The sequence below is a fragment of the Sorangium sp. So ce1335 genome, assembly GCF_051521615.1.
Taxonomy (GTDB): Bacteria; Myxococcota_A; Polyangia; order Polyangiales; family Polyangiaceae; genus Sorangium.
Window position 1 is genome coordinate 12,437,718 of the sequence record NZ_CP150363.1, and the last position, 16,208, is coordinate 12,453,925.

General features: G+C 74.0%; 14 protein-coding genes. 8 read left to right on the forward strand and 6 right to left on the reverse strand.

Going from position 1 to position 16,208, the window contains the following annotated elements; genetic code table 11:
• Window positions 1-106 precede the first annotated feature (106 nt).
• From WMF24_RS46340 to WMF24_RS46365, 6 genes are all read left to right on the forward strand, one after another.
• Complete coding sequence (locus WMF24_RS46340; protein WP_437733895.1) at window positions 107-1,726, forward strand: hypothetical protein; 1,620 nt, start codon at window positions 107-109, stop codon at window positions 1,724-1,726.
• 194 nt (window positions 1,727-1,920) lie between these two features.
• Window positions 1,921-2,334: a hypothetical protein gene (locus tag WMF24_RS46345; protein WP_437733896.1), complete on the forward strand. Its 414-nt coding sequence runs from the start codon at window positions 1,921-1,923 to the stop codon at window positions 2,332-2,334.
• A gap of 1,307 nt (window positions 2,335-3,641) precedes the next feature.
• Window positions 3,642-5,363, forward strand: a complete 1,722-nt coding sequence (locus WMF24_RS46350) for a PHP domain-containing protein (protein ID WP_437733897.1) — start codon at window positions 3,642-3,644, stop codon at window positions 5,361-5,363.
• A 312-nt stretch (window positions 5,364-5,675) separates the two neighbouring features.
• On the forward strand, window positions 5,676-7,076 hold the full coding sequence (locus WMF24_RS46355; protein WP_437733898.1) for a pyridoxal-phosphate dependent enzyme: 1,401 nt from the start codon (window positions 5,676-5,678) through the stop codon (window positions 7,074-7,076).
• A 182-nt stretch (window positions 7,077-7,258) separates the two neighbouring features.
• Window positions 7,259-8,179 carry a cyclase family protein gene (locus WMF24_RS46360; protein WP_437733899.1) on the forward strand — a complete coding sequence of 307 codons (921 nt, stop codon included), beginning with the start codon at window positions 7,259-7,261 and terminating at the stop codon, window positions 8,177-8,179.
• A 222-nt stretch (window positions 8,180-8,401) separates the two neighbouring features.
• A complete protein-coding gene (locus WMF24_RS46365; RefSeq protein WP_437733900.1) occupies window positions 8,402-9,169 on the forward strand; it encodes a class I SAM-dependent methyltransferase in 768 nt (255 codons plus the stop codon).
• Between the two features lie 41 nt (window positions 9,170-9,210).
• On the opposite strand, the gene WMF24_RS46370 is transcribed toward WMF24_RS46365, so the two are convergent.
• Complete coding sequence (locus WMF24_RS46370) at window positions 9,211-10,377, reverse strand: DUF4349 domain-containing protein (protein WP_437733901.1); 1,167 nt, start codon at window positions 10,375-10,377, stop codon at window positions 9,211-9,213.
• Between the two features lie 188 nt (window positions 10,378-10,565).
• On the opposite strand from WMF24_RS46370, the gene WMF24_RS46375 reads away from it, so the two are divergent.
• Together WMF24_RS46375 and WMF24_RS46380 are read left to right on the forward strand one after the other, a co-directional pair.
• Window positions 10,566-11,489, forward strand: a complete 924-nt coding sequence (locus tag WMF24_RS46375; protein ID WP_437733902.1) for an NAD(P)/FAD-dependent oxidoreductase — start codon at window positions 10,566-10,568, stop codon at window positions 11,487-11,489.
• A 205-nt stretch (window positions 11,490-11,694) separates the two neighbouring features.
• Window positions 11,695-12,282: a Uma2 family endonuclease gene (locus tag WMF24_RS46380; RefSeq protein ID WP_437738940.1), complete on the forward strand. Its 588-nt coding sequence runs from the start codon at window positions 11,695-11,697 to the stop codon at window positions 12,280-12,282.
• A gap of 25 nt (window positions 12,283-12,307) precedes the next feature.
• Here the strand turns inward: WMF24_RS46380 and WMF24_RS46385 are convergent, their stop codons facing one another.
• The 5 genes from WMF24_RS46385 to WMF24_RS46405 all read right to left on the reverse strand — a co-directional run bounded on the left by WMF24_RS46385 (window position 12,308) and on the right by WMF24_RS46405 (window position 15,565).
• The gene (locus tag WMF24_RS46385; RefSeq protein ID WP_437733903.1) at window positions 12,308-12,772 is read right to left on the reverse strand and encodes a hypothetical protein; all 465 of its coding nucleotides are present in this window, start codon (window positions 12,770-12,772) and stop codon (window positions 12,308-12,310) included.
• A complete protein-coding gene (locus tag WMF24_RS46390; RefSeq protein ID WP_437733904.1) occupies window positions 12,769-13,182 on the reverse strand; it encodes a hypothetical protein in 414 nt (137 codons plus the stop codon). Before WMF24_RS46390 ends, WMF24_RS46385 begins: the two co-directional genes overlap by 4 nt.
• Entirely contained in the window at window positions 13,175-13,741 is a 567-nt protein-coding gene (locus WMF24_RS46395) for an RNA polymerase sigma factor (RefSeq protein ID WP_437733905.1), read from the reverse strand. The genes WMF24_RS46390 and WMF24_RS46395 overlap by 8 nt, the downstream gene beginning before the upstream one ends.
• Before the next feature lie 29 nt (window positions 13,742-13,770).
• A complete protein-coding gene (locus tag WMF24_RS46400) occupies window positions 13,771-14,904 on the reverse strand; it encodes a Spy/CpxP family protein refolding chaperone (RefSeq protein ID WP_437733906.1) in 1,134 nt (377 codons plus the stop codon).
• Window positions 14,905-15,073: 169 nt separating this feature from the next.
• Window positions 15,074-15,565: a GreA/GreB family elongation factor gene (locus WMF24_RS46405; RefSeq protein WP_437733907.1), complete on the reverse strand. Its 492-nt coding sequence runs from the start codon at window positions 15,563-15,565 to the stop codon at window positions 15,074-15,076.
• Window positions 15,566-16,208 lie beyond the last annotated feature (643 nt).

A 16,208-nucleotide genomic window follows, 5' to 3' on the forward strand; every position in this document is an offset into this window, starting at 1 on the left:
CGGGGCGGGCGCGGCGCGTGCGCGCGGTGGGGCGGGCGCGGCGCGTGCGCGCGGCGGGGCGGGCGCGGCGCCTGTGCGCGCCGGCGCGTTGCTCCTGGGGCTGCTGGTGTCGGCGCTCGGCTGCCCCGGGCCGCCGGAGGTGCCGCCCGTGCCGCCGCGACGGCCGGCCGGCGCGGCGGTGCTGCCGGCCTGCAAGGGGAGCGGCTGCTCGCAGGCCGAGGCGCTGATCGCGGCCGCGCGGGCGTTCAGCGACGTGCGGCACGACTACCTCCTCGATACGTCGAGCGCGATGGTGCCGGGCCGCGGGCTTTCGCGGAGCGCGGCGGGGGTGTTCTCGCCGGTCGGCGTCGCGTGCGCGCGGCCCAAGACAGAGCAGGCGTCGCCTGCCGTCTCGGTGGCGTCCGCGAGCGCGGCGACGCCTGTCGGCGTGAGCCGGACGGCGACGCCGGCAGCGAGCGGCGGCACCGGCGCACCGGCGGCTGCGGGCGCGCCGGCGAGCACGGGCGCGCCGGCGACCCCAGGAGCGCCCGCGAGCGCGGCCGCGCCGGGGGCGCCCGCGCCGGCGACCACAGGAGCGCCCGCGCCGGGGGCGGGGGAGCGCGCGATCGACTTCCGCTACGTCGGCATCGCCGTCGACTCGGTCCTCGTGGGCGCGGACGTCGATCTGCCCGCGTACTTCAGCGCCGGGGGGACGCTCGACAGGCGCCGGCTGCGGCTCGTGGCGATGGCGCTCGTCGCGGACGAGGATCCGCAGTTCTTCGATCCGACCGAGAGCGTCGTGCCGGCGCCGGGCGGCGGCTGCGCGTGCGGCCGGGCGACGCACTTCATCGGGGCCGTGAAGCGCGGCGCGATGGTCGCCTACGAGACGGACGTGACCGCCGGCGAGGCGCACGGCACGGCGATGGCCCTGTTCAAGGCGCGGATCGAGGCGGGGGACCGCCGCGTGACGATGACCTCGGTCGGCGAGCTGGCGATCGAGGGCGTCGAGGGCGCGCCGGTGGCGGGCGCGAAGGGCGGGCAGGCGTTCGGCGCGCTGCGGCTCGAGGTGAAGAAGGCGGTGCCGCTGGCGTACGCGATCTACCCGGTGGCGGACGTGTGCCGCTTCTCGCTCCCCGAGCCGGAGATCGCGCCGCTGCCGCTCGACCTCGGCGTGGTGCCGTACGGCGCGACGGCGACGGCGCAGGCGCTCCTCACGAACCGGGCGCAGGTCGACATCCGGGTGACCCACGGCGAGCGCACGGTCGAGGTGCCCGCGCACGGGAGCGCGGAGCTCGCGTTCTCGTGGACGCCGGAGGGCGAGACCGCCGGCTGCGAGCGGCAGACGCGGCGGGACACGTTCGTCGTGGAGCCGAAGGATCCGTCCTCTCCGGTGACGCCGCGCCAGCGAGCGGTCGCGGTGCCGCTCCAGGTCACGACCGGGATGCCGACCTTCTCGAAGCACGAGCCGGTCGCGACAGAGACGGGGAGGTCGCCGGACTACGGGCGGGCGAGCGTCGACTGGACGTGTCCGGCCGGGTACGTCGTGGAGCAGTGCGAGCCGCAGATGTCGAGCTGCCTGTCGTCGACGGGGAGCTGCAACGCGGAAGGCTACCGGCTGACGGCCGAGGCGACCGCGGACGGGCGCGGGTGCGCCTTCCGGTGCACGGGGCCGAGCTCGTCGATCTGGGGCGACCATGGGTGCGCCTACACGGCGGCCATGGTGTGCCGTCTGGGGTGCAGCAAGTAGGGGCGGGCGGCGCGGTGGGCCGTGCGCGCTCCGCGGCGGCTCCGGCCTGGCGCGATCCGTTGTCGTGAACCGACCCAGCTTTGCGCGGCTTCGCCGCGGCGGCCGCGAAGAGAGCCGTCTCGCGGCGTTCAGCTGCAAAGGACGTGGGTTTCTGCCCCTCGTGCCCATGGGGTGCCATAATTCCCTCCGATACGGTGAAGACGACGCTGCTTGCGAGCACCCACTGGCTGATGGAGGAGGACGGCGACGGGCGCGTCGTGTGGCTCGTGCGCCAGCCGGTGCCCTTCGCCTCCATCGAGGAGCTCACCAGCGCCAACGCGGCAGTGCTGCGGTTGATCGCATCGCGACACCGGAGCGCGGGCATCGTCGTCGACATGCGCCAGGCGTCCGCGCGCAATGACGCCGCGTTCGAGGCGGCGATGCACGGCATGCGGGTACAGATCACGTCGAGCTTCGCGCGGACGGCGGTATTGGTTGGAACGCAGGCGGGCCTGCTGCAGGTGAACCGCCTCACGCGCCAGGACGGCGCGACAAGCTTCGCGACCACGATCGAGGCGGAGGCGCTCCACTTCGCCCGCGGCGAGTGGACCGAACCGTCGAGGGGTTGAGGACCCGAACGGTTGCTCGACGGGCTGCAGGTTGCGGGGAGCTGAGCCGGCACGGCACTTCCTCGGCAGAATCGAGGGATAGGCGCTACTCGGAAGAAGCGGGCGATTCCCCCGCAGCCCGCGGGCTTCCTTCGATGAACTCGAGCGCCTCCGCGACGATCCGCCGCGCCGGAACGCCGGCGGCAGCGGCGGGGCGCTGCGCGACGGCCTCCGGCGAATGGCCTTCGGACCGATCTGCAGCGAGGAGCGCCATCAGGAGCAGCGCACACACGATCCTCCAGGCGCCGCGCGCGACGCGATCACCCCTCACGCCATGGAGCTTCCCCATTGCGGCGCACGCGCCGCGGTACGGGCCCAGAGTCAGGGCGCGGCGCGTGCCGGGCTTGAACGCGGGCGTGGTCGAAGCGGGCGCGCCGCAGGTCCGGCGCGCTCGTCAACGCCGAGGGCTACCGCTCACGGCGGAGGCGATCGCGGACGGGCGCGGGTGCGCGTTCCGGTGCACGGGGCCGAGCTCGTCGATCTGGGGCGACCACGGGTGCGCCTACACGGCGGCCATGGTGTGCCGGCTGGGGTGCAGGTAGGGGGGAGGCCTCGCCGTCTCCGAGCTCCCTGCTGGTCCCGGAGGCGCCGGAGGGCGGCGTCTCCATCGGGGAGATGGGTGGGCCCCATGTTTTGATGGAGGCACGTCCATCGGGAGATGGGTGCGACCCATGTTTTTGATGGAGGCACGTCCACCGGGAGATGGGTGGGCCCCATGTTTTGATGGAGGCACGTCCACCGGAAGATGGGGGGGACCCATGTTTTTGATGGAGGCACGTCCCCCGGGAGATGGGTGGGCCCCATGTTTTGATGGAGGCACGTCCACCGGAAGATGGGTGGGCCCCATGTTTTTGATGGAGGCACGTCCATCGGGAGATGGGGGCGACCCATGTTTTTGATGGAGGCACGTCCATCGGGAGATGGGGGCGACCAAATCCTGCCGTCCCCCGTCCCCCATCATTCGTGCGCGTGCGCGTTCTATCCTCTTCTGCCGTCCTCGAGAGACGTATAGCGGCACGAACGCGCACGGGAACGCGCACGCGCACGCGCACGAGGAGGCCAGACGGGGAACGGAAGACGAAAGGCGAAAGATGGACGCCGCGCTGCCGGCGACGCCCTCGAAGCTGTTGCTTCGCACCGCGACCCGTTGAGCGCGTCCGCCTCGGGCGCGACCTCGCGACCGAGGGACTTCATGTGGCAAACTGCCACGTTGCAAAAAGCTACACTGTCTATCTTCCGGCCTGCGGGTGCTATCATCGCAGCCACCCATGCTCGACAAGCTCGACATCGCCCGCGCCCTCCGCGAGATGGGGCTGCTCCTCCAGATCAAGGGAGACAACCCCTACCGGGCGCGCGCTTACGAGGCCGGCGCCGAGGCCCTCGAGGGGCTCGAGGACGACCTCGGCGCGCTCGTCACGGCCAGGAGGCTCACCGACATCCGCGGCGTCGGCGCGGCGCTCGCCGCGCAGATCGCCGAGCTCTACCAGACGGGGCGCTCCGAGCAGCTCGAGAAGCTCCGCGCCGAGCTTCCCCGCGGCGTCCTGGAGCTCTCGCAGGTGCCGGGCATGACGCTCAAGCGGATCAAGGCGCTCCACGAGGCGCTCGGCGTCGGCAGCGTCGAGGAGCTCAAGCAGGCGTGCCTCACCGGCAAGGTCCGCGGCGTGAAGGGCTTCGGCGCCAAGATCGAGTCGAGCCTGCTCGAGGGCATCCATCGCTACGAGACGCACGACGACCGCGTCCTCCTCGTGGACGCGCTCGAGCTCGCCGAGCCGCTCCTCGCCCTCGTGCGCGGGTGCGAGGCGACCGAGCAGGCCGATCTCGCCGGCGGCATCCGGCGCTGGGAAGAGACGGTGGCGCGCGTCGACCTCGTGGCCGCCGCGGACGACGCCGGGCAGGTCATCGATTGCTTCGCTCGCTTCCCGCGCGTGGCCGAGGTCGAGGAGCGGGGCGAATCGCGGTGCGCCGTGCGGTTCTCGAGCGGCCTGCGCGGCGAGCTCCTCTGCGTGCCGCCCCGGGACTACGCCGCCGCGCTCCACCACCGGACCGGCTCGCCCGCCTACCTCGGCGCGCTCGGCGCGCTCGCGCGCGAGCTGGGCTTCACGCTCGACGAGAGAGGGCTCCTCCGCGGCACAAAGCGCCTCGCCGTGAAGACGGAAGAGGACCTCTACAGGCACCTCGGCCTGCCGTTCATCGCGCCCGAGCTCCGCGAGGGCGAAAACGACATCGCCGCGGCCCTGGCCCCGGATGTCCGCGACGACGCGCTCATCGAGGAGGGCGATATCCAGGGGATGGTTCACTGCCATACCGTGTACTCGGACGGCAAGAACACCATCGAGGAGATGGCCCTCGAGGCCGAGGCGATGGGGATGAAATACCTCACCATCACCGATCACTCGCCCGCCGCCCATTACGCGGGCGGCGTCGGCCTCGACCGGCTGAAGCAGCAATGGGACGAGATCGCCCGGGTGCAGGAGCGCGTGAGCGTGAAGCTCCTCCGGGGCACCGAGTCGGATATCCTGGAATCGGGGAACCTCGATTATCCGGACGCGATCCTCGAGCAGTTCGACGTGATCATCGCGAGCATCCACTCGCGCATGAAGATGGACGCCGACCAGATGACGCGCCGGCTCGTGAGCGCGATGAAGCAGCCGGTCTTCAAGATCTGGGGGCACGCGCTCGGCCGGCTCATCCAGCGGCGCGAGCCGTTCGCGTGCCGCGTCGAGGAGGTGCTCGACGCCGTGGCCGAGTCGAGGGCCGCCGTCGAGGTGAACGGCGACCCGTACCGCCTCGACATGGAGCCCCGGTGGATCAAGGAGGCGCGCAAGCGCGGTATCCGCTTCGTGATCTCGACGGACGCGCACTCCACGAACGCGCTCCACAACCTGCGCTTCGGCGTCGGGACCGCCCGGCGCGGCGGCCTCCGCCGCGGCGAGGTGCTGAACGCGCTCGGCCCGGCCGCCTTCAAGAAGGCGGTGCGCCCCGCCGCGTGACGCGCGCGCGGCGCCCGACGCGCGCACGCAGCGACTGACGCGCGCGCGGAGTCTGGCGCGCGCACGCGGAGTCTGGCGCGCGCACGCGGAGTCTGGCGCGCGCGCGCGGGGCCAGACGCGCGCCGCCGTGCGGATGCCCGCCACCCCGTGCGCACGCCCGTCGCGTGCGCCCCCAACGCACATGCGCCGCAGCGTACAATCCATCCTAGCGGACGTTTGTCCGTTTTCCAGGGCTGCCCGTCCTTGACGCGCGCGTCATCCGGGGCCGAGCGCCTCGACAGGCGGTGCGCGTCGTGTGACCGTTGAGCTGTCATGACGACGCCAATGCCGACCCCTCCGCCCGCCGAGAACATCGTCTCTCTCATCGGCCACACACCGATGATCAAGGTTGCTCAGCTCGACACGGGGCCGTGCGAGCTCTTCCTCAAGATGGAGAGCCAGAACCCGGGCGGCAGCATCAAGGATCGCATCGGCCTCTCGATGATCGAGGCGGCCGAGAGGGCCGGGCAGCTCGGCGGGGACCGGCGCCACATCATCGAGGCGACGGCCGGCAACACCGGGCTCGGGCTGGCGCTCGTCGCCGCGCGCAAGGGCTACCGGCTGACCCTCGTGATCCCCGACAAGATGAGCCAGGAGAAGGTCTTTCACCTGAAGGCGCTCGGCGCGAACGTCGTGATGACGCGCTCGGACGTCGAGAAGGGCCACCCGAGCTACTACCAGGACCTGGCGGCGAGGATCGCGCAGGAAGAGGGCGCGTTCTACGTGAACCAGTTCGAGAACCCCGCGAACGCCCTCGCGCACGAGACAGGGACCGGCCCGGAGATCGCCGCCCAGCTCGGCCACAGGATCGACGCGATGGTGTGCGGCGTCGGCTCGGGCGGCACGATGACCGGGCTCTCGCGCTACTTCGCCAAGGCGCAGCCGCGCTGCGAGATGGTGCTCGCCGACCCGGAGGGCTCGGTGCTCGCGGGCTACGTCAAGACGGGCAACCTCGGCAAGGCCGGCTCGTGGCTCGTGGAGGGCATCGGCGAGGACTTCCTGCCGCCGATCCTGGACCTCTCCCGGGTCCAGCACGCGTACACGATCCCCGACCGCGAGAGCCTGGAGACGGCGCGGATGCTGCTCGCCAGGACGGGCATCCTCGCCGGCTCGTCCTCCGGGACGCTGCTCGCGGCGGCCCTGCGCTACTGCCGCGAGCAGTCGTCGCCGAAGCGCGTCTGCACCCTCGTCTGCGACAGCGGCAACAAGTACCTGTCGAAGATGTACAACGACTTCTGGATGGCCGATCAAGGCTTCACGGACCGCGAGCCGACAGGCGATCTGCGCGACGTGATCACGCGGCGCCACGCCGACAGGGCGGTCGTCACGGTGCAGCGGCAGGACGCGCTCCTCGTCGCCTACGCGCGGATGAAGCTCTATGACGTGTCGCAGCTCCCCGTCCTGGAGGGCGGCAAGATCGTCGGCCTCGTGGACGAGTCCGATCTCCTCCTGGCCGCCGTCGACGACGTGTCGCGCTTCCGCCAGCCGGTGGAGACGGCGATGACGACGCGGCTCCGCACCGTCGACGTGCGGACGCCGATTCGCGATCTCCTCCCGATGTTCGACGCGGGGCTCGTGCCCATCGTGACGGACGGCGACGAGTTCGTCGGGCTCGTCACGCGCATCGATCTGCTGAACTACCTGCGGCGCCGGGTGAAGCTGCACGAGGTGTGAGCGGCGCGCCCGGGAGCGCGCCGGCGACGGGCTCACGGCCGCCGCGGCGCGCTGTCCGCGCCGCCGGGCCTCGTGGCGCCGGCGGGCGTGTGGGCATGTCGCCGGGCCTCGTGGCGCCGGCGGGCGTGTGATCATGTCGCCGCGCCTTGTGGCGCCGGCGGGCCTGTGGTGACGTGTGCGCCATGCAGAAGGCGCATGGAACCAGCGTGATCAGCTTCCTCCCCGCGGGCGCCAAGATGGTGGCGGCCCACGCGCTGTGCCCGGCGGCGCTCGCCCTCTCGGCGTGCGCGCCGGCGGCCGCATCGCCGCCCGCCGCGGCGCCGCCGCCCGCCGCGCACGCCGAGGGCGCGGCGCCGCCCGCCGGGCAGGGCGCGCCCGCGGGCCTCGACATCGTCGCGGCGCGGGTCGTCGACCTGACGCACCCGATCACGCCGGGGATGCCGCTGTTCCCCGGCAACAAGCCCTATGCCCTCGAGACGCTCAGCACCGTCGAGAAGGACGCGTACTACTCCAATCGATTCGCGATGGACGAGCACGCGGGCACGCACGTGGACGCGCCGGCGCACTTCAAGGTCGGGGCGGCGACCGTCGAGCAGATCGCGCCGGAACAGCTCATGGGGGCGGCGGCGGTCGTGGACGTGACGGCGAAGGTGGCGGCGAGCCCCGATTACCAGCTCACCGCGGACGATCTCCGGGGCTGGGAGGCGCGGCACGGGGCCCTCGGCGCGCGGCACATCGTGCTGGTCCGGACGGGCTGGGGGGCCCGCTGGTCCGATCCGGCGAAGTACCTCAACCAGGACGCGAAGGGCGTCATGCACTTCCCCGGGGTCTCCGTGGAGGCGAGCCGCTACCTGCGCGAGCGCGGCGTCCGCGGCCTCGGCATCGACACCCTCTCGACCGACCCGGGGCCGAGCCAGACGTTCGAGCAGCACAGGGCGTTCCTCGGGGAGGGCGGTTATCACATCGAGAACCTGGCCAACCTGGAGCAGCTCCCCGAGACAGGCGCGGTCGTGGTCGTCGCGCCGCTCCCGCTCGGGCGCGGCAGCGGCGCGCCCGCCCGGGTGCTGGCGCTGGTGCCGGCCGGAAGCGGCGCGGCGAAATAGGCGCGAGGCGCGGCCGGCGGCGCGCTCGATGGGGCGAGGCGCGGGCCGGCGGCGCGGGGCGAGGCGCGGGCCGGCGGCGCGGGCCGGCGGCGCGGGCCGGCGGCGCGGGCCGGCGGCGCGGGCCGGCGGCGCGCTCCAGGCTCGACATCCCGAGGGGGCTTGTCGTTCGCGGCGCGGCGCGACGGCGAGCGCGAGCGCGGACAGGGGGGCAGGAGGCGCGACATGGGAAAGACCGATTACGAACCCATCGCGGAGGTCTTCGACAGGCGTTACGAGGGCGGCGCCTATGCCGGGCTCGAGCGGATGGTGCTCGAGGTGCTCGGGTCCTCGCCCGGCCGGCGCGCGCTCGAGGTGGGGTGCGGGACGGGGCACTGGCTGAAGCTCCTGCACGATCACGGGTTCGAGGTGACCGGGCTCGACGCGTCCCCCGCCATGCTCGAGCAGGCGCGCGCCCGGCTTCCGGCGGCGGCGCTTCTCCTCGGAACGGCCGAGCGGCTCCCGCTCCCGGACGCGCAGCTCGATTGCGTGCTCTGCGTCAATGCGCTGCACCACTTCCCCGATCCGCCAGCGTTCATGGCCGAGGCGTTCCGGGTGCTCCGCGCCCGCGGGCTCCTGCTCAACATCGGCCTCGATCCGCACCGGGGGATCGATCGCTGGTTCGTTTACGATCACTTCGACGAGACCCTGGCGCTCGACCGCGCGCGGTTCGCCTCGGCCTCCACGCTGAAGCGGTGGCTCGAGCAGGCCGGGTTCATCGCCGACGAGACGCGGCTCGCCATGCGCCTCGGGCGGCGGCGCCCCGCCGCGGAGCTGCTCGCGGACGGGATCGACCCGCGCGTGACGAGCCAGCTCGCCCTGCTGTCCCCGGAGGCCCACGCGCGAGGGGTCGAGCGCATCCGGAGAGAGGAAGCGAGGGCGAGGGAGCGCGGCGAGGCGCTCTCGCTCGTCTCCGATCTGCACTTCTGGGCGACGGTCGGCCGGAAACCCTGAGCCGGTCGCGCGCCGAGGGCGCCGGCGACGCCTCGTGGACGTCAGGCCTGCGGCGTTCCCTGCGGGCCGTTCGGGTCCTGTTCCGCCGGTGCGCCGTGCGGCTGCGGCGTTCCCTGCGGGCCGCTCGGGTCCTGCTCCGCCGGTGCGCCGTGCGGCTGCGGCGTTCCCTGCGGGCCGCTCGGGTCCTGCTCCGCCGGTGCGCCGTGCGGCTGCGGCGCGCCTTGCGGGCCATACGGGCCGTACGCCGCCACCATCGGGCCGTAGGGGCCGTACGCCGCCGCCGGGCCGCTCGGATACGGCCCCGGGGGGCCCGCATGGACTGGCGGGCGCGGCCTCGCCGCGGCGCGACGCCGGAGCACGGCGAGGAGCGCGTAGTAAAGGACCGCGCCGATCGCCGCCAGCAGCAGCAGGGTGGGGCCGGCGGTCGCGGCGACGACGGCGGCGTTCACCAGGAAGGCCCCCGCGTTCTCGACGCCCTCCCTGGCCGCGCGGGCGATCCTGCCGCCGGCGCCCACGGCCGGCGCGTCGTACCGCGTGGTGATCGAGAGCTTCACCGTCGCATAGGCGATCTGGCCCTCCAGGAGCCGCTCCTGCGCCTCGATCTGCTCGATCGTCTGGCGCACGGTCGCGAGCTGGTTCTCGACGGCGATCACGTCCGCGAGGCTCCCGGTCCGGTCCGAGAGGAGGTCGAGCAGCCGCTTCTCCTGCGCGCGGGCGTTGCGGAGCCGCGCGCCGATGTCCGCGCGCTGCTCGGTCACGTCCTCCGCCTTCTCGGCGTCCGAGACCACCTCGCCGACCGAGGCCACCACGGCGCGGAACGTGCCCACCCTCGCCGAGGGGATCCGCGCCTCGAGCGACGCGCTGTGGTGCGGTCCGCCGTGCACCCGGGCGTCGCTCACGTAGCCGCCGTGCTCCTCGACCGCGGCCCGGAGCCGCTGCAGCGCCGGATCGAAGGCGTCGACGAGCACCGTGGTCTCGACCGTGATCCGCATCGCCCGCTGGGAGAGCGGGGGCGCCCCGGGCGAGGGCCCCTGCGATGGCAGGTGGATCGCCGTCGCCGCGGGCGCGGGCGCCGCGGCGGGCTCCATCGCCGCCGAGGGGGCGCGCTCGGCGCGGGCGCACGCGCCGGTCAGGACCGCGGCCGAGACGAGTGCGACGGACAGGCTCGCGCGCACGCGCAGGGGGCGAGGAGGTCGGCTCCAGGGCATGCCCGGGGAACGGCGGGCGGGCGGCGACCTTACGCCCGCTCTTACCCCCGGTCTTACCCCCACGCTCACGCCCGCACGAGGAGCCTCCGAGCTGAGCGGTATCCAGCACATTCCCGACGGACCGCGGGACCGCCACGGGCGAGAACGTCGGCGTCCGGCGCGCCCGTTGCGAGGCGGGCCGGTCACCCATGTCCACACACGAAGAGGAGCTCCCGGGATACGACGTGATCATCGTCGGCGGAGGGCCCGCCGGCCTCAGCGCCGCGCTCATCCTGGGGCGGTGCCGGAGGCGTGTCCTCGTGTGCGATTCCGGCCGGTATCGAAACGAGGCGGCGCACGCGATGCACGGGTTCCTGTCGCGCGACGGCATCGCGCCGTCCGAGCTCAGGCGGATAGGGCGCGAGCAGCTCCGGCCCTACGGCGTCGAGATCCGCGAGGTGACCGTCGCGGATGTGCGCCGCGACGCGAAGCGCTTCGAGGTGACGCTGGAGGGCGGCGAGCGCCTGCTCTGCCGCAAGCTGCTGCTCGCCACCGGGCTCGTCGACAGGCTGCCCGACCTCCCGGGCCTCGAGCCCATGTACGGCAAGAGCGTCCACCATTGCCCTTATTGCGAGGGCTGGGAGGTGCGGGATCAGCCGATCGGCGTCTACGGACAGGGGTGTACGGGGATCTTGATGGCCGTGAACATGAGGACGTGGAGCGACGATGTCGTCCTTTTCACCGACGGCCCGGCCCGGATCCCGAAGTCCGAGGCGCAGCGGCTCGAGCGGCACGGCGTCGGGGTGCGCGAGGAGCGGATCGCCCGGCTCGAGGGCAGGGACGGGATGCTGGAGCGCGTCGTGCTCGAGGACGGCAGCTCCGTGGAGCGCCGCGCGCTCTTCCTGAAGACGACGCTCGTGCAGGGGTCGGATCTCGCGAAGAAGCTCCGCTGCAAGGTCACGGACGCGCACGGCGTGGAGACGGCCGACAAGCACGAGGAGACGACGTGCGAGGGCGTCTTCGTCGCCGGGGACGCGTCGCGGGACGTGCTGCTCGCCATCATGGCCGCCGCCGAGGGGGCCGACGCGGCGTTCGGGATCAACTGCGCGCTGCAAGAAGAGGATCTCGCCTAGCGAGGTCGGCAGCAGACGACGTGTGTCGTTTTGCCACCCGTGGGATCCGCTGGCCGTCACGCGGGCGGACTGGCCGCTCATCGACCCGCCCCGCGACAACGGCGCGGTCGACAACATCTTCTCTTCACGCGGCCGATGGATGTGCGCGGCGCGGGCGGACGGCCGCCGCCTTGCCGCGCCGCGCGTCCCCGGGCAGGCTCCGGTGATGGGCCAGCCCGCCGAGAAGCAGCGCCGCGCCACGTACGCCGACCTCGAAGCCGTCCCGCCGAACAAGGTGGCGGAGCTCGTCCGCGGCACCCTGCACGTGTTCCCCCGGCCGACGCCGCGGCACGCGAGCGCCGAGAGCGCGCTGCAGGGGGAGCTCTTCGGTCCTTTCCAGCGGGGGCGGGGTGGCCCAGGAGGCTGGCGCATTCTTGTCGAACCCGAGCTTCACTTCCCCGATCCGGAGGCGCCCGGCGAGATCGACGCGCTCGTGCCCGACCTGGCCGGCTGGCGCCGCGGGCGCATGCCCGAGCTGCCCAGGACGGCCTACTTCGAGCTCGCCCCGGACTGGATCTGCGAGGTCCTGAGCCCGTCGACCGAGGGATACGACCGGGACGAGAAGATGCCGATCTACGCGCGCGAGGGCGTGCGGCACGCGTGGCTGGTCGACCCGATCGCGCGGACGCTGGAGGTCCACGTGCTCGGTGGGGATCGTCGCTGGGGGTCTGCAGTGGTCCACAGCGACGCTGCGCGCGTCCGCGTCGAGCCCTTCGACGCCATCGAGCTCGACCTCTCGGTGCTCTGGGCGTAGCAGAGCTCCAGGCGACCTCGCGTTTCTAGTCCCTCTCGTCACCCCCGCGCCCGGGCCCGCGCCCGCGGTGCCCCGGCCCGTGCGGCGGACCGGGGCGCTGCCGCCGCTCCGCCTCGAGCTCCTCGTACCGGGCCCGCTGCTCGGGCGTGAGGACGCTCTTCACGCGGGCGTCGGTGCGGTCGCGGAGCTCGTCGAGCGCGGGGCGGCACGCGGCGAGGAGCCGCTCCCGCTCGGCCTCGGCCTCGTCGAGGGTCGCCCGGAGCTCGCGCACCTGGTCGCGCGTGAGGTCGAGGTGGCGGCGCATCGCCCGGAGGCGGAACTGGGCGCGCGCCTCGGTCGGGGGGCGACGGAAGGTGGCCTCGAGGTCGCTCAGGGCCGTGCCGCGGCCGATGGCGGCGCCGGCGACCCCGCCGAAGAGGAAGACGGCGGCGAGCACGGCCAGGGGCTTCCAGCGCGCAGGGGAGGGCGGGGGCGCGGGGCGCTCTGTCATTCGCTCGCCTCGAGGGTGTCCACGGAGGCCATGACCGCGCTGTCGAAGTCGCTCTGGGTCCGCAGGAAGAACAGCACGCTCGCGGCCGCGGCGAGGGCGGTCACGACGATGGCCGCGCGGCCCGACCGGACGATGCCGTCGGCCACCGCGGGGCGCGCGGGAGCAGCCGCCGCGGGCGCGGCCGTCGCGGGCGCGGCGGCGGCGGCGCGGAGGACCGCGTCGGTGAAGGCGGCGTCCGGCGCGAGATCCTCCGTCGCGCGCGCGATGCGGGCGAGCGGGTCGTCGGCGGCCGCGGCGGCGCGGAGGACCGCCTCGGTGAAGCGGTCGTCGGCGTCCAGCCGGTCGGTCGCGGCCGCGAGGCGCGCGAGGTCCCGATCGAGGTCGGTCCGGTCGTCGTCGCGGTCAGGCATGCGGCGCCTCCTTCTCGGTCTGTCGCGCGCGGAGCGCGGCCCGGGCGCGCACCAAACGTTGCTCGACAGCGCCCTCGGAGCAACCGAGCGCGGCCGCCGCCTCCTTCGCGGGCAGCCCCTCGACGGCGACGAGGACGAGCGCGGCGCGCTCCTGCGGCGGCAGCCCGGCGAGCATCGCGTCGAGCTCGCGCAGCGCGACGCGCGCCTCCGCGGAGACGAGGCCGTCGAAGCGCGGCTCGGTTGGCGCCTCGCGCGGGGTGTCGCGGCGACGCCGGAGGGCGTCGAGGCAGGCGTTCGTCACGATGCGGTACAGCCAGGTCTCCACCTTCGATCTCCCGTCGTAGCGCCCCTCGCGCAGGGCGCGGTAGGCGTCGACGAACGCCTCCTGCAGGGCGTCCTCGGCCTCGCCGAGGTCGCCGACGAGGCGCGCGGCGAGGCGGTACATCGGCGCGCGCGTATGATCGACGATCTGCCGGAAGGCCGCGTCGTCGCCCCGGGCGACGCGCGCTGCGACGAGCCTCAGGTCGACGATCACGAGCCCTCGCGATTCTGCTCCCATCGCCACGCGCGCGCCATGGGGACCGGCGCTCAGCGGCGCCCGGGGCCGCCCTCGCCGCGCTCGCCGCGCCAGGGGCCGTGCTCGCCGCGGCCGGGGCCGTGCTCGCCGCGGCCGGGGCCGCGGTGGCCGCGCCCGAGCTTGCCGGCGGCCGGGCCCTTCTCGAGGCGATCGGCGAGCTCGTTGCGCTGCGCATCGTCGAGGACCGGGACGATCGCGGCGAGCGCGTCGATCATGTGGCCGAGGTGCGCCCGCGGGCCCACCGTCGCGTCCATGGGCGGCAGGAACGCGCTCGCGTCGAACCGGTCGGCGGCGAACGCCTCGAGCCGCGCGCGCATCTCCGCGCGCCCCTCGGCGCGCTTCGCCGCGCGATCCTCCTTCCGCGCCTCCCCGGCGGCGCCGGCCGGGCGCGCGCGCTCGAGCGCCTTGTCGATCTGCGCCCGCTGATCGTCGCGCAGGTCGAGGCCGCGGAGCAGGTGCCCCAGCGGGCCGCCCTTCATGCCGGGGCCGCCCTTCATGCCGGGGCCGCCCTTCATGCCGGGGCCGCCCTTCATGCCGGGGCCGCGCTCGCCGTGGTCGCCGTCCGGGCCCCGGTGGCGATCGCCGCGGTCGCCCTTCTCCCCGTGCCTGTCCATCCTCGCGGCGATCGCGTCGACGAGCTGGCGCCGCTGCTCCTTCGTGAGCGTCGCGTGCAGCGTGCTCAGCGCCCCGGCGACGCGCGCGCGGCGCTCCTCGGCCATGCGGCCGGCGTCGGGCAGCTTCGCCTCGATCGCGGCCCGATCGATCTTGCCCGCGCGCACGCCCTCGGCGAGCGCCGCGAAGACGGCCCCGCGCTCCGGGCGCTCCTTCGCGCCGTCGCGCAGGCCCTCGAAGGCGCCCTCGATCGTCGCCTCCTGCGCGTCCGACAGGTCGAGCTCGTGGAGCGCCGCGCGCAGGAGGTGCTCGGGGCCGTGCGCGCCCCCGCGGTGGCCGAAGCCCATCCGGTGGCCGCCGGCGTCACCGCCGCGGCCGCCCTTCGTCCGCCCCTCGGCGAGCGCCGCCTCGGCGGCCTCCTCGCTCGGGGACGTGTCGCTCTGGCCCGTCTCCGCGGTGCAACCGGACGCGCCGACCAGCGCGCCGACGAGCGGCAAGATCCCACCAAGCCTCCACCAACGAGACTGCATCATGGACTCTTCTCCTGGGTCGCCCGCGTCGTGCCGAGCGGGTCGTTCATCCCTGGGACGCCGGCGGGGCGGGGCTCCCTACGGGGGCCCGCGCTTTTTTCGAAGGCAGGCTCGGCAGGCAACGGCTCCGCCGCCGGGCGGGTGGCCCGGCGAGGCGCCGCGCGGCCGGAGATCACCGCACGCTGGTGATGAGGTACGTGCGCGTGCCCTGCGGCGTGACGACCTCGGCCTCGTCGCCGTCCGAAAGGCCCAGCAGGGACGCGCCCAGGGGGCTCGTCGTGGCGAGCGTCTGCAGCTCGACCCCCTGGAACTGCATGCGCTCGCCGCCGGCCGCCGGCAGCAGGAAGTAGAGCGCGCGTCGCTTGCCGCTCTCCAGCTCGACGAGCGCCGAGCTCTCGATGCCGGCGCCCGGACCGAAGTCGCGCACCTCGACGGCGCCGAGCTTCGCGAGCGCCTGCTCGACCTGGAGCACGCGCTCCCTGTGCCCCCGCGCCACGTACGACGCCTCGGTGGCGCGCATGTCCTTGTCGCCCTCGGCGCGGTTCTCCTCGTGCGTCGCGGCGCTGGCGGCGTCGCGCGCCCGCTCGGTGGAGCGCTCGAGCTCGCGGGCGAGCTGTTCCTTCAGGGCCGCGAGGAGCGCGCGCTTGTCGATGGCCGGAGGCATGGGGACCGGCGCACCCTACCAGACCGGATCGCAGTGGTCACTCCGCCGTCAGCCGGGCGCCGTGCTCGAGGCGGCCGGCTGCTGGTGCGCCCCGGGGCGACCGTCGCGCCTGGACGGCTGGGGCTCCTCCCGCCCGGGTTGCGCGCCGACGCGCGCCGACGCGCGCGGCGGCGCCGGGCGACGCAGCCGCCGGGGCCGCCGCGCGCGTCGGCGCGCCGTGCGCACCTGCGAGGAGCGCACATCGGTGACAGGCGCTCACGGCGAAGCGCAGGACAGGCGCAAACAACCGACGCGCGACACAGGCATGACCGATACCCTCCTTGCAGGATTGCAATCCATGCGCGGCGCCTGCCGACACGCTTATCGTTTCCGTGACTCGAATGTTTCAGATCGGTGAACAGCGCGGGGGCCGCGATCAGGGCCGGGACCAGGACAAGACGCCGACGAGACCGCCCCGCGATGGCGAGCGCGCGACATGCTCAGGAATCGCTTTACGGGAGTAGGGTCCGTGATGTAGATTCCCACTCTGCTCATGCCGTTGCTTCGCGACGGCGCGTATCGATACGACGGCATGAGGTCGCGGCGCGGTTGCACGGCGAGCCTCCGCTCGAGCGAGCGGACCTGTCGCGCGCGCGGCGCGTGA